Raw genomic sequence first — 12,767 nt, 5'->3', positions numbered from 1 at the left:
TCGTCCCGGCGAAGGCCGGGACCTCGGCGAAACCGGGCACAGGTGCTTTTCCGTCTCGAGGTCCCGGCCTTCGCCGGGACGACGATGCCTCAAAGTTCAGGGAACAAGCCTTGTCCTACAACAGCTTCGGTCATCTGTTCCGCGTCACCACCTGGGGCGAGAGCCACGGGCCGGCCCTTGGCTGCGTCGTCGACGGCGTGCCGCCGCGCCTTCCGCTGACCGAAGCCGACATCCAGGGCTTTCTCGACAAGCGCAAGCCCGGCCAGAACCGGTTCACCACCCAGCGCCGCGAGCCGGACGAGGTGAAGATCCTGTCCGGCACCTATGAAGGCCTGACCACGGGCACACCGGTCAGCCTGATGATCGAGAATACCGACCAGCGCTCGAAGGATTATGCCGAGATCGCCCAGAGCTTCCGCCCGGGCCATGCCGATTTCACCTATCAGGTGAAATACGGCATTCGCGACCCAAGGGGCGGCGGCCGCTCCTCGGCGCGGGAAACCGCGGCGCGGGTCGCCGCCGGGGCGATCGCCCGCAAGATCCTGGGGCCGGACGTCACCATCCGCGGCGCCCTCATCCAGGTCGGCGCCCGCCTGATCGAGCGCGAGCGCTGGAATTGGGCCGAGGTCGACAACAATCCCTTCTTCTGCCCCGACGCGGAGACGGCGAAACTGTGGGAAGCCGATCTCGACGCCGTCCGCAAGGCCGGCTCGTCGGTCGGCGCTGTCGTCGAGGTCGTCGCCTCGGGCGTGCCGGCGGGAATCGGCGCGCCGATCTACGGCAAGCTCGATAGCGATCTCGCCGCCGCCTTCATGTCGATCAACGCGGTCAAGGGCGTGGAAATCGGCGCGGGCTTCGGCGCCGCCGCCCTGCATGGCGAGGAAAACGCCGACGAGATGCGCATGGAAGACGGCAAGGTCGTCTTCGGCTCGAACAAGGCGGGCGGCATCCTCGGCGGCATTTCAACCGGCCAGGATGTGGTCGCCCGATTCGCGGTGAAGCCGACCTCGTCGATCCTCACCCCGCGTCACAGCGTGACGCTGGACGGGCAGGACACGGAAGTCTCGACCAAGGGCCGCCACGACCCTTGCGTCGGCATCCGCGCCGTGCCGGTGGGCGAAGCGATGATGGCCTGCGTGCTGGCCGATCACCTGCTCCGCCACCGGGGCCAGATCGGCTGATCAGGCGCCGAGCCAGGCGTCCGCCGTCTTTACTTCGGCATAGCCAAAGCCCAGCGCGGCCATGAAGGCGGCATGGACATCAGCCGCCGGCACCTTGCGCCCGTTGAGTTCCAGATCATGGGTGGCGCAGGCATCCTCGATCACCGTGACCTTGTAGCCAAGGTCGGAGGCCGCGCGGCTGGCCGCGTCGACGCACATGTGGCTCATGCTGCCGACGATGGTCACATCGCTGACGCCCGCGTCCTTCAGAGTCGCGTCGAGCGGGGTCTTCAGGAAGGCGTTCACCTCGGTCTTGGTGATCACCGGCTCGCCCGGCCGCGGCGCGGCCTTGGGATGAATGTCCGTGCCCGGGGTGCCGACCGCGAAGAAGGGCGCCTCGGCCGGGGATTCGTGCCGTATGTGAACGACGAGATCGCCCGCCGAGCGCGCCGCCGCGATCACCGCCGCCGCCTTGTCGGCCGCCGCCTCCACCCCGGCGAGGGGCCAGCGCCCGTCCGGGAAATAATCCTGCTGGATATCGACGACGATCACCGCGCGCTTGCTCATGATGGGGCTCCTTGCCTTGTGCCCCTTATTGATATCGGCAAGCGGCCGTGATTTGGATTGGCGAAATCGACATTCAGCGGGCCGAAACCGACAAATGACCGCCATCCCCATGCCCGAGATCGCCCTTCTCCTCTATGACGGGGCGCAAGCGGCGGCGATCCATGGCCTGACCGACCTTTTCACCGTCGCCACCCGCATGGCGCGGGAACGGGGCGGCCCCGGTGGCCTTCGGGTCAGTCATTGGCGGCGGACCGGGGACGCCATGGCCTGCGTCCACGACAGCGGCCCCGGCCCCGCGCATGACCCCGCCATCGTGATCGCGCCGCCCAGCCTCGCCCCGCTCATGCCGGCGGCGGACATGCGCCCCCTCGCCCGCTGGATGGCGGAAGCCCACGCCCGGGGCGCCGTTCTCGCCTCGGTCTGCGCCGGGGCCTTCCTGCTGGCGGAAACAGGTCTGCTGGCCGGGCGGCCGGCGACCACCCATTGGGGCTATGCCGGGATGCTGGCGGGGCGTTTCCCGGAGATCAGGGTCGATGCCGACCGGCTGGTGATCGATGATGGCGACCTGATCACCGCGGGCGGCGTCATGGCCTGGGCCGACCTCGGCCTCGTCCTCGTCGAGCGATTGCTGGGGCCGACGATCATGCTCGATACCGCGCGCTTCCTGCTGGTCGATCCGCCGGGGCGGGATCAGCGCAGTTACCGCGCCTTCATCCCCGTCCTTGGCCATGGCGACGCCGCGATCCTGAAGGTTCAGCACGGCTTGCAGGCCTCGGGCGCGGTCGGCGCCGATCTCGCCGCCATGCTCGCCCTGTCGGGGCTGGAGGAGCGGACATTCCTCCGCCGTTTCCGCAAGGCGACCGGCATGACCCCAACCGAATATTGCCAGCAGATTCGCGTCGCCAACGCCCGCGCGGCGCTGGAGCTGACCCGTCGCAGCGTCGGGCAGATCGCCTTCGACGTCGGCTATGACGACCCTTCGGCCTTCCGCAAGCTGTTCCAGCGCCTCACCGGCCTGTCGCCCGGGGCCTATCGCAAGCGCTTCGGCCGGGCCGGCTCAGGGGACTGAATCGCCGTCCCGGCTCAGGGGACTGAATCACCGGGCGTCAGGAAAAATCTGACGATCGCCTCGGTCGCGTCGAGATTGCCGGTAGAGCGGCCGCTGCGCCGCTGACCAAGCTGGCTGGGCAGCGGCGGCCAGGCATGGCCCCCGCCCCGCACCCAGAGGCCCCGGACGCGGACACCCGCGGCGCAGCCCGCGTAATCGACGCGGCGAACCTGCGTGCCGTCATCGACCCCGGCCGGCAGATCGCGGACGGCGGGCGCGCCCTTGCAGCCGGCCCCATCGGCGAAGCGGCGCAGCGATTCTTCCGCCCCCGCGACTTCGCCCCGCTCGCAGAAGATTTTCGGCACATCGGCGCAGACCGTGCCGCCGGCGAAGGGCACGATGGGATCGTCCATGCCATTGATGGCGAGGATGGAAATCGGCCGCGACGGCCGGCAGTCCGGATAGATCGGCCGGGCCACGGCGCCGATCACCGGCGCGATGCCGGCGACGAGATCCGCCGCCTCGCAGCCGATGCGGTAAGCCATCATGCCGCCGTTCGACGCCCCGGCGACGAAGACGCGCCGACGATCGAGCTTGACGCGCCGTCCGATGTCGTCGACCAGGGCGCGGAGGGCGGCGACATCATCGATGCCGGCCTCGCTCGACGCCAGGGTGCCCCGGCCGTCGTTCCAGCGTAAGGTCCGGCGCGCGCCCCTTTCGCGATAGGCATCGGGATAGGCGACGGCGACCCGGTAACGCTCGACGTAAGGCTCGAACCCCAGGTGCTTTTCCATCTTGTCGGCGCTGCCATAGGTGCCGTGCAGCACGATGATCAGGGGCAGCGCGGCGCCGTCCGCCCGGGCCGGCACGGACAGGAGATAGTCGCGCGACCTGCCGTCCGGCGCGGTGAAGCGGAATTCATCCCCGGCCGCGAGCGCGGGCCAGGATGACAGGATCACGAGCAGCAGCACCCCTATCCGCATGGCCATCCCCTAACGCACGACACCCCAGAATTTCAGCAATTCGAGCGATGAGCAGACACCGACATCGCTGACCAGCTGGCTGACCCCCTTGGGCGCGACACCGCAGCCATGGCGCGAATCGACCGGCACCGAATGGCCGACGCCCTGAAGATCGGTGAATTGCACCGCCGGTCGGCCGTCCCCGCCCATCCAGGTGGTGCGTTCATAGGGACCGATGCGATCGGCGACCGGCCGCTGCCCGTCCAGCCCGGTCAGGCCCAGCCACTGGTCGCGCACGCGCGGGCCATTGGAGGGCGCGACCATCGGATCGTCGCTGCCCTGCCAGACCGACAGGCGGGGCCAGGGGCCGGGCCAGTCGATCACGCTGGTGATCCGGCGGGCCAGGGCTTGCGGCGACGATTCGCCGAAACCCAACATGGCGACCGGGGCGGTCAGCATGATGTCGGACTGACCGACCGGCAGCGAGCCGAAGACGCCGCCCGCGTTGATCAGGTCGGGATAATTGGCCATCAGGATCAAGGCCATGCTGCCCCCCGCCGACAGGCCGGTGACGAAGACCCGCCGTTCGTCCAGCCGATAGGCGGCGATCATGGCGGTGATCATCGAATGGATCGAAACCGGCTCGTCGCCCTTGGCCCCCTGCTGCCAGTCGTTGAACCACTGGAAGCAATAGTTGGGATCGTTGAAGGGCCGCTGCTCGGGCATCAGCACGGCAAAGCCGTATTTCTCCGCGAGGCTGAGCCAGCCGGTTTCGGCGGCGTAATCATCGGCGGTCTGGAAGCAATGATGCAGGGCGACGACGAGGGGCGCCCCCGGTTTCAGGCCGCGCGGCACATAGGCGCGCATCAGCAGCGATCCCGGATTGGGACCGAAATCCTCGAACAGGGTCGACTTCGGCTCCGCGACCGGCAACTGCAGCGCGCAGCCCCCGGCGAACAGAAAACAGAGCACCACCGGAAGCCGCAGGACGGTGGAAAGCATGAACATGAAGGGTCCCTTGTCGTGGTTAATCGCACCTTGGTGCCAAGTCGGGCGCTTTGCAAGAACCCGGGCTGCCCCTATAGTCCGCGCCGGCCGGAACACGCGCCGGTGCCGTGATTGAATCGGCGTAGGGAAGACCAGAACAGATCATGCGCCTGCCCCAGGAACTGCTGCTGATCCTCGCCAGTGTGATTTTTCTGGCCTTCACGATCGGCTATTTCGCCTATTTCCGGCGGCCCGAAGGCACGCCCTGGCCGATGCGCGTGCTGGCGATCCTCTCGGGCGCGACCACGGGCGGCGTCATCGCCGAGATTTCCGGGACCCGCGCGACCTGGGACAGTTTCGTGCCCGCGCTTGTCCTCCTGCTGGCCTCGGCCGCGCTATATGGCTGGGCGGTCATGACCACGCGGCGGCAGCGCCTGTCCCTCGCCTTTTCCGGCGACGAGCCCGATTTCCTGGTGGCGGAAGGCCCCTATCGCCTGATCCGCCATCCCTTCTATACCGCCTATCTGCTGTACTGGATCGGCGGGACGATCGCCGCGCGTCAGCCCCTGCTGCTGATCGCGGTGGCCGTGATGGCCGCCGGTTTCACCTGGGCGGCCCTGCGCGAGGAAGCGAAATTCGCCTCGAGCCGGCTGGCCCCGGCCTATGACGCCTATCGGCGACGCACCGGCATGTTCCTGCCCTGGCGGATCTTCAGGACCTGACCCATGTCCCATCGTCCCGAAGCGGCGGCGCGGCGGCGGGAGTTGGACCTGCTGCGCATCTTCGCCTGCTTCATCCAGTTCCCCTTTCATACCGCCAAGGTCTTCGATCACGATCCGGCCTATCATGTGAAGAACGCGATCGCCTCGGGCGCGCTCGATCTTTTCGCCGCCTTCGCCCATGTCTGGCGGATGCCGCTGTTCTTCTTCATCGCCGGTTTCGCTGCGGCGACCGCCCTGTCCAGCCGCGGCCTTTCCAGTTTCCTGAAGGATCGTTTCACCCGCCTGCTGCCGCCCCTGGTGGTCGGCCTGGTGCTGTTCGCGCCCGCGATCAAATATCTGGAGAGGCTCGGCGGCATCGACCTGCGGCCGAGCGGCCTTCGTCCGGGGGCCGAACCGCTCGACATGGGCTATTTCGAATTCTATGGCCGCTTCGCCACCAGGCTGAACCAGTTCACCTGGTCGCATCTCTGGTTCATCGTCTATCTGCTGCTGTTCTGTCTTGTCTTCGGCTGGCTGCTGAAGCGGATCGCCAGTGCCTATGACCGGCTGGACCGGGGCTGGGCCTGGCTGGCGGGGCCGGCGCTTCTATGCGCGGCGGCCGAGATCCTGCTGCGGCCGATTTACGGCGACCTGCCCAATCTGTCCGGCGATGTCGCCAATCTCTCGATCGAGACCGTGTTCTTCCTGATGGGCGCCATCGTCTCGCGCCAGCCCCGGATCGAGACGGATATCGCCGCCCGGCCCTTCGCCTTCCTCGGCCTCGGGCTCGCCGCCTTCGCCCTCTTCTATATCGGTGAAGCGCGCTGGGGGGCGGTGGCGCTGGGCGCGCGGGGCATCGCCGCCTGGTGCCTGGTCGCCGGGCTTCTGGGCCTTGGCCGGCGGATTCTGCGGCCGCACGGCGCCTTCGACCGCTACATGGGCGAGGCGACCCTGCCGCTCTATGTCCTGCATCACCTGCCGGTGGTCGCGCTGGCGTTTCTGGTGGTGCCGCTCGCCCTGCCTTTGTGGGTGAAGGCGGCGGTGATCTGCTTCGGCTCCGCCGCGATCACCTTCGCCGCCTATCATCTGATCGTCCGGCCCTTCGGCCCGGTGCGTTTCCTGTTCGGCCTGAAGCCGAAGCGTCAGGCCCTCAAGGTTCAGGCTGCCCGGGAATAGGCCGAGGCGCCGCCCAGGATATATTCGCTGGCCTTTTCCGCGGTCATGATCGTCGGCGCATTGGTATTGCCGCCGATCAGCGTCGGATGGACCGAGGCGTCGACGACGCGCAAGCCCTCGATACCATGAACGCGGCACTGGTCGTCGACCACGGCGAGATCATCGTGGCCCATCTTGCAGCTGCCGACCGGGTGATAGACCGTCTCGGCCCAGCGCCGGACATAGGCTTCGATCTCGGCATCGGTCCTCGCCGCTTCCCAGGTGAAGTCGTGGTTCTTGCCGCGCTTGTCGGCGAAGGCCTGGTCGAGGATGACGTCGCGCGACAGCTTGAAGGCGCGGATCAGGCATTCCACGTCTTCCCGCTCGGCGAGGTAATTGGGATCGATCGCCGGATCGGCGAAGGGATCGGCCGATTTCAGCCATAGCCGTCCGGTCGAATGGGGCCGCAGCTGGCAGGCATGGGTCGAATAGCCATGGCCGAACTTGGTGTTCAGCCCGTGGTTCTCGAGGATCGCCGGGATGAAATGCATCTGCACGTCGGGCCGGGGATCGTCCGGATTGGTGCGGGCGAAGCAGCCGGCTTCGGCGACATTGGTCGTGTAGATGCCGCGCTTGCGGACCCAGTAATCCATCAGGCCGATGGCGCCGCGATACGCCATGCGCCACGAGAAGCCATAGGATTCGGCGGTTTTGGTGCGCTGCTGCAGGGTGATGTCGAGATGATCGCGCAGGTTCTTGCCAACGCCCGGCAGATCGTGACGGACGGCGATGCCCGCCGCCTTCAGGTCGGCGGGATCGCCGATGCCCGAGAGCTGGAGCACTTGCGGCGAATTGATCGCGCCGCCGCACAGGATGACACTCTGCGCCGCTTCCTCGACACGGGCCTCGCCCTTCTGGCGGAAGCGCACGCCCCGCGCGCGCTTGCCGTCGAATTCGATGGCCATGACATGGGCGCCGGTCAGGATGGTCAGGTTCGGCCGCGCCATGATCTCCCACAGATAGGCGCGGGCGGCGGAATAGCGCTGCCCTTCCTTCTGGGTGAGCTGGTAATAGCCGACGCCTTCCTGCTCCGCCCCGTTGAAATCCGTGGTTTCCTTCAGGCCCCAGCGCTTGCCCGCCTCGATATAGAGATCGCACAGGGGATTGGGGTGGCGCGGGTCGGTGACGTTCAGCGGGCCGAGGTTGCCGTGATACTGGTCGGTGATGCGCTCGTTGTGCTCCGCCTTCTTGAAATAGGGCAGCACCCGGTCGTAGGACCAGTCGGGAAGGCCGAGGGCGGCCCAGTCGTTGTAATCGTCGCGGTGACCGCGCGTGTAGATCATGGCGTTGATCGAGGACGAGCCGCCCAGCGTCTTGCCGCGCGGCCAGAACATCTCCCGGCCCGCCATGTGCTTCTGCGGCACCGTGTGATAGCCCCAGTTCCGCACCTTGGAGCGCATCAGCGCGACGACACCGAAGGGCATCATCACCGACCAGTGCTTGTCGGTCGGCCCGGCCTCGAGCAGCAGCACCTTCGTGTTGGGATTGGCCGACAGCCGGTTGGCCATCACGCAGCCGGCCGAGCCGGCACCGATGATGATGTAGTCGTACATGTCCCTCTCCCCGGGGCTTATCGTTCTCGCCGGACTCGTCACCGCCAATCCGACAATTTGTCAGTCACGAAAATACCGCATCGGTGGCAGGTGGGAAGGGAAATTTGGGGGTGGGAAGTCGCACGCTCAAAATAACTTCACAGTAATTTTCCGTGCCCGAAACTCTGGCGCCCCGGCAATGTCCGGAAGCCGCAACTCCCCGAGTCGGACCCACTTACGCGTTGTATGGCACGACCGGGGAGAGACAAAGCGCATCCCGATGCCACCGCCGTCAAAAGGCAGTTGACATCTATAACCCTCGCTCTTGTACATAAAGCCATTGTTGCTATCTGATTAATTTTCTTGCGTAGTTATTCAGAAAAATTTACGCCTGATATTTTATAAACGAATACAGCTAACGACAAAATATAATAAAAGATCGGAATGGTATCAAATATTCTGAATTCAATTTTCAAATCACGATTAATCGCGCTCATAGTTTTTCTTATTTGAGAAAGAGATGACTTAGTATCTTCAGCAACATCTTTCATTTTTGCGGCGATTTTGAAATTTTCATTCAAATTCACCACGGCATTCACATCAATTCTTTCAACACTTCGAATAAATTTGTATTTATCTTCGTTGACGAAATCATTCATTGCCTCCATCACTATCATAATTTCGTCGCGAAGATGGTAAACGTCTTGTTTAAATTTATCATACTTGTCAAAATTCTCATCAGATAAATTTTTCACATTTATAATATTTTTGTAAAAATTAGAAAATTTATCCGCAAACCCATCACATTTACTTATAATTTCTAAGCATTTCTTAGCGTTTTCGTTTATATTAATAATTTCTTGCAATAATTTCCTATTTAGTTGCGAGTTTTCTTCTTTTATTTGATTAAATATAGATATTATCTCAATAATATAATCCTGAGATACATCAACATTTTTTATATCGATTTTTCTATATTTATGTTGAATTTCCAGTATCTGATTGAAAGCACTATTCATTCCAGAATCTCCGTATAGCCAATTCTTTCTTATATTTTTTCCCATTACAAAAAATACCACGAACTCATATGTAGCAAATACAAATAATATAGACCTAACAGTATCTATACCAAATCCATCGAAATGTAGGCCATTTAGCGAAATTCCATCTGTGACTTTTGAAAGAAAATAAGATGATAGCAAAAACATTGTGCATGCCAGCAGAAGATTTCTTCTTACATTTAAATACTCAGAAGGGTAATCAATTCTTTTTGATTGCATTTTTGATTCCATATCTTCCACCATATCAAAAAAATTATTGATGCCCTGGATGTCGTTGTAAAAAATAAAAAAGCCCGAACGCGTCATTCTCTATATAAGAAAGAATCGCACCTTCGTTCAATCTTTAAAGGCGGTAATGACGGGGACGCAGGAATAATGGGAACACCATACCCAACCCCAGCCCCCCCCTCAAACCTGCGCGAAGCCGCCGTCGGCGAAGACTTCGCCGCCGGTCATGAAGCTGCTGTCGGCCGAGGCCAGGAAGGCCGCGACGGCGGCGGTCTCGGACGGGTCGGCGACGCGGCCGATGGGGGTGCTGGCGCACAGAGCGGTCAGGGTTTCCTCGCCCACCACGTCGAGCGCGAGTTCGGTCCGGGTCGGCGCGGGCGAGAGGACGTTGACGTGGATGCCGGTGTCCTGCAGGTCGATGCCGCGTCGGCGGGTCATTTCCAGCAAGCGGAAGCCGCGCCATGCGCCGCTCCGCCGCTTCGGGGACGGTGCATCGCGTGGCTTCATTTGACGATCTCGACAGCGGAGGCACCCACCTCACCCCGGCCCTCTCCCCCCAAAGGGCGGAGAGGGTGAAATGGCTCCCTCTCCGCCCGCTTGCGGGGGGGGGGGGGAGGTGGGGAGGGCTCCGGCAGCGTCCTCATCCGCCGATGAGGGCCAGCCAGTCGTCTTCGGTCATGACCTGGACGCCGAGTTCGGCGGCCTTGGCGAGTTTGGAGCCGGCGCCGGGGCCGGCGACCACGATGTCGGTTTTCTTCGAGACGGAGCCCGAGACCTTGGCACCCAGGGTTTCGGCCCTCGCCTTGGCTTCGTCGCGGGTCATGCGCTCCAGCGTTCCGGTGAAGACCACGGTCTTGCCGGCGACGGGGCTGTCGGTCGCGCGGGCTTCCGGCGGCTGGACATCGAGGAGCGGCAGGAGATCATGCAGGGTCTGCTGGTTGTGCGGCTCGGCCAGGAACTGGCCGAAGGCTTCGACCACGATCGGGCCGAGGCCATCGACGGTCAGCAATTCCGCCAGCGCGGCCGCCCTGGCCTCCTCGCCGTCGAGGCAGGCGGAGCGGAAAGCCTCGATGCCGCCGAAATGGCGCGCGATCAGGCTGGCGTTGCGCTCGCCGACATGACGGATGCCGAGGGCGAAGAGCAGCCGGGCGAGCGGCACCTTGCGCTTCTCGGCGATCGCCTCGAACAGCTTGCGGGCGGACTGGCTGCCCCAGCCGTCGCGCGCGCGAAGCGGCGTGAGCGAGCCGGCGTCCCGCGCCTCCAGCGTGAAGATATCGGCGGGGCCGTGGGAAATCATCCCCCAGTCCCACAGCGCCTTCACCTGCTTCTCGCCGAGCCCCTCGATATCGAAGGCCTGGCGGCTGACGAAATGGCGCAGGCGCTCCACCGCCTGGGCTTCGCAGGTCAGGCCGCCGGTGCAGCGGCGCACCACCTCCCCCTCCTCCCGCGTCGCGGTGGAGCCGCAGACCGGGCAATGGTCGGGGAAGGCGAAGGGCACGGCACTGGCCGGCCGCGCCTCGGTGATGACGCGCACCACCTGGGGGATCACATCGCCCGCCCGCTGGACGACGACCGTGTCGCCGACGCGGATATCCTTGCGGGCGATTTCATCCTCGTTGTGCAGGGTCGCATTGGCGACGACGACGCCGCCCACGGTGACCGGCACCAACCGGGCGACCGGGGTGAGCGAGCCGGTGCGGCCGACCTGGATGTCGATGCCCTCGACCGTCGTCCGTGCCTGTTCGGCCGGGAACTTGTGGGCGACGGCCCAGCGCGGCGCGCGAGAGACCATGCCGAGACGGTCCTGCCAGTCCAGCCGGTCGACCTTGTAGACGACGCCGTCGATATCGTAATCGATGCTCGCCCGCTCGGCTTCCAGTTCGCGGAACACCGCCATCACCGCGCCGATATCGGGGGCGAGACGCGCGCGGGGGTTCAGCGGCAGGCCGAAGTCGCCCAGCCATCGCATCGCCTCTTCTTGCGTCGGCGGCAGGGGGGCGGAAACCTCGCCCCAACCATGCAGGAAGAAGCGCAAGGGCCGCGCGGCGGTGATCGCCGGGTCGAGCTGGCGCAGCGAGCCCGCCGCCGCGTTGCGCGGATTGGCGAAGATCTTCTCCCCCGCCGCGGCCTGGCGGGCGTTGAGGCGAAGAAAATCCGCCCGTCCCATGTAGACTTCGCCGCGCACCTCGAGAATGTCGGGCGCGCCGCGCAAGGTCTGGGGAATGCCGGCGATCGTGCGGACGTTGGCCGTTACATTCTCCCCCACCCGGCCGTCGCCCCTCGTGGCGCCGAGGACGAGCAGGCCCTTCTCGTAGCGAAGGGAGAGGGAGAGACCGTCGATCTTGGGCTCGGCATAGAGCGCGACCTCCTCCTCGCCAAGGCCGAGGAAGCGGCGGACGCTGGTGACGAAGGCCCGCACATCCTCCTCGGTGAAGACCTTCTCGAGGCTGAGCATGGGCCGCGCGTGGGCGACCTTGTCGAATTTCGCCGCCGCCTGGCCGGCGATAGTCTCGGTCGGGCTGCCGGCCTTCAGGTCGGGATAGTCGGCCTCGATCTCCAGCAGCCGGGCCATCAGCGCGTCGTATTCGGCATCGGAGACGGAGGGCGCGTCTTCCTCGTAGTAACGCCGGTCGTGCTCCCGTACCTCGACGGCGATACGGGCGTGTTCCGCGCGGATTTCGTCCGGCACCATCAGCGGGCGCCTTTCAGCAGGGCATCGGCGGCGGCGCGGGCGGCCGGGGTGATTTCGGCGCCCGAGAGCATCCGGGCGATTTCCTCGCGGCGCGACGGCTTGTCGAGGGTGACCACCTCGGTCCGCGTGGTGACGCCATCGGTTTCCTTGGCGATGCGGAAATGCTGACGGCCGCGCGCCGCGACCTGCGGGCTGTGGGTGACGACGAGGACCTGGGCATTGCCGGCCAACCGGGCGAGACGATCGCCCACCGCGTCGGCGACGGCGCCGCCGATGCCCCGATCAACCTCGTCGAAGACCATGGTCGGCGCCGTGCCGGCCCCGGCCAGCACGACCTTCAGCGCCAGGATGAAGCGCGCGAGTTCGCCGCCGGACGCGATCCTGATCAGGGCGCCGAAGGGCGCGCCCGGATTGGTCGCCACCTCGAAGGTCACGCGGTCGGCGCCGTCGGCGGTCCATTGCCCGTCGCCCAGCGGCTCGACCCGGGTGCGGAACTTGGCCTTGCCCAGCTTCAGGGCATCGAGTTCGGCATTCACCCCCGCGTCCATCCGCGCGGCGGCTTCGATACGGGCGCGGCTGAGCGCGGCGCAGGCGGCGACCAGACGGCCCCGCGC

At 64.8% G+C, this 12,767-nt stretch carries 11 protein-coding genes and 1 pseudogene; 4 read left to right on the top strand and 8 right to left on the bottom strand.

Annotated elements, in window-relative coordinates:
* The first annotated feature begins 110 nt into the window (after positions 1–110).
* Entirely contained in the window at positions 111–1,181 is a 1,071-nt protein-coding gene (gene aroC, locus WAZ62_RS21790) for a chorismate synthase (RefSeq protein WP_422645619.1), read from the top strand.
* On the opposite strand, the gene WAZ62_RS21785 is transcribed toward aroC, so the two are convergent.
* Positions 1,182–1,727 carry a cysteine hydrolase family protein gene (locus tag WAZ62_RS21785; protein ID WP_422645618.1) on the bottom strand — a complete coding sequence of 182 codons (546 nt, stop codon included), beginning with the start codon at positions 1,725–1,727 and terminating at the stop codon, positions 1,182–1,184.
* Between the two features lie 94 nt (positions 1,728–1,821).
* On the opposite strand from WAZ62_RS21785, the gene WAZ62_RS21780 reads away from it, so the two are divergent.
* The gene (locus tag WAZ62_RS21780) at positions 1,822–2,796 is read left to right on the top strand and encodes a GlxA family transcriptional regulator (protein ID WP_422645617.1); all 975 of its coding nucleotides are present in this window, start codon (positions 1,822–1,824) and stop codon (positions 2,794–2,796) included.
* A 14-nt stretch (positions 2,797–2,810) separates the two neighbouring features.
* On the opposite strand, the gene WAZ62_RS21775 is transcribed toward WAZ62_RS21780, so the two are convergent.
* Together WAZ62_RS21775 and WAZ62_RS21770 are read right to left on the bottom strand one after the other, a co-directional pair.
* The gene (locus WAZ62_RS21775) at positions 2,811–3,758 is read right to left on the bottom strand and encodes an alpha/beta hydrolase family esterase (RefSeq protein WP_422645616.1); all 948 of its coding nucleotides are present in this window, start codon (positions 3,756–3,758) and stop codon (positions 2,811–2,813) included.
* A gap of 9 nt (positions 3,759–3,767) precedes the next feature.
* Positions 3,768–4,745 (bottom strand): alpha/beta hydrolase family esterase, encoded by a 978-nt coding sequence (locus WAZ62_RS21770; protein ID WP_422645615.1) that lies wholly within the window; start codon positions 4,743–4,745, stop codon positions 3,768–3,770.
* Positions 4,746–4,888: 143 nt separating this feature from the next.
* On the opposite strand from WAZ62_RS21770, the gene WAZ62_RS21765 reads away from it, so the two are divergent.
* Both WAZ62_RS21765 and WAZ62_RS21760 read left to right on the top strand, forming a co-directional pair.
* Positions 4,889–5,446, top strand: a complete 558-nt coding sequence (locus tag WAZ62_RS21765; RefSeq protein ID WP_422645614.1) for a methyltransferase family protein — start codon at positions 4,889–4,891, stop codon at positions 5,444–5,446.
* Between the two features lie 3 nt (positions 5,447–5,449).
* Positions 5,450–6,601, top strand: coding sequence for an acyltransferase family protein (locus tag WAZ62_RS21760; protein ID WP_422645613.1), 1,152 nt, complete (start codon positions 5,450–5,452; stop codon positions 6,599–6,601).
* On the opposite strand, the gene WAZ62_RS21755 is transcribed toward WAZ62_RS21760, so the two are convergent.
* The 5 genes and pseudogenes from WAZ62_RS21755 to WAZ62_RS21735 form a co-directional block, all read right to left on the bottom strand.
* Positions 6,583–8,193 carry a GMC family oxidoreductase gene (locus tag WAZ62_RS21755; protein ID WP_422645612.1) on the bottom strand — a complete coding sequence of 537 codons (1,611 nt, stop codon included), beginning with the start codon at positions 8,191–8,193 and terminating at the stop codon, positions 6,583–6,585. The genes WAZ62_RS21760 and WAZ62_RS21755 overlap by 19 nt on opposite strands.
* 350 nt (positions 8,194–8,543) lie before the next feature.
* Positions 8,544–9,539, bottom strand: a complete 996-nt coding sequence (locus WAZ62_RS21750) for a hypothetical protein (protein WP_422645611.1) — start codon at positions 9,537–9,539, stop codon at positions 8,544–8,546.
* A 102-nt stretch (positions 9,540–9,641) separates the two neighbouring features.
* Positions 9,642–9,968, bottom strand: a complete 327-nt coding sequence (locus WAZ62_RS21745; RefSeq protein WP_422645610.1) for an SDR family oxidoreductase — start codon at positions 9,966–9,968, stop codon at positions 9,642–9,644.
* Between the two features lie 133 nt (positions 9,969–10,101).
* Positions 10,102–12,153, bottom strand: a complete 2,052-nt coding sequence (gene ligA, locus WAZ62_RS21740; protein ID WP_422645609.1) for an NAD-dependent DNA ligase LigA — start codon at positions 12,151–12,153, stop codon at positions 10,102–10,104.
* Positions 12,153–12,767, bottom strand: a pseudogene (locus WAZ62_RS21735) (DNA repair protein RecN); the annotation flags it as partial. The gene ligA and the pseudogene WAZ62_RS21735, both read right to left, overlap by 1 nt.

It is taken from the genome of Zavarzinia sp. (genome assembly GCF_049306435.1).
Taxonomy (GTDB): Bacteria; Pseudomonadota; Alphaproteobacteria; order Zavarziniales; family Zavarziniaceae; genus Zavarzinia.
Note: the sequence above shows the minus strand (reverse complement) of the source record. Positions and strands in the feature narration are given on the sequence as shown.

Excerpts from the sequence above, each read along its gene's own strand:
- WAZ62_RS21770 (WP_422645615.1), bottom strand. The coding sequence starts at position 4,745 with ATGTTCATGCTTTCCACCGTCCTGCGGCTTCCGGTGGTGCTCTGTTTT.
- WAZ62_RS21785 (WP_422645618.1), bottom strand. The coding sequence starts at position 1,727 with ATGAGCAAGCGCGCGGTGATCGTCGTCGATATCCAGCAGGATTATTTC.
- ligA (WP_422645609.1), bottom strand. The coding sequence starts at position 12,153 with ATGGTGCCGGACGAAATCCGCGCGGAACACGCCCGTATCGCCGTCGAG.
- WAZ62_RS21760 (WP_422645613.1), top strand. The coding sequence starts at position 5,450 with ATGTCCCATCGTCCCGAAGCGGCGGCGCGGCGGCGGGAGTTGGACCTG.
- WAZ62_RS21750 (WP_422645611.1), bottom strand. The coding sequence starts at position 9,539 with ATGACGCGTTCGGGCTTTTTTATTTTTTACAACGACATCCAGGGCATC.
- WAZ62_RS21745 (WP_422645610.1), bottom strand. The coding sequence starts at position 9,968 with ATGAAGCCACGCGATGCACCGTCCCCGAAGCGGCGGAGCGGCGCATGG.
- WAZ62_RS21775 (WP_422645616.1), bottom strand. The coding sequence starts at position 3,758 with ATGCGGATAGGGGTGCTGCTGCTCGTGATCCTGTCATCCTGGCCCGCG.
- WAZ62_RS21755 (WP_422645612.1), bottom strand. The coding sequence starts at position 8,193 with ATGTACGACTACATCATCATCGGTGCCGGCTCGGCCGGCTGCGTGATG.
- WAZ62_RS21780 (WP_422645617.1), top strand. The coding sequence starts at position 1,822 with ATGACCGCCATCCCCATGCCCGAGATCGCCCTTCTCCTCTATGACGGG.
- WAZ62_RS21765 (WP_422645614.1), top strand. The coding sequence starts at position 4,889 with ATGCGCCTGCCCCAGGAACTGCTGCTGATCCTCGCCAGTGTGATTTTT.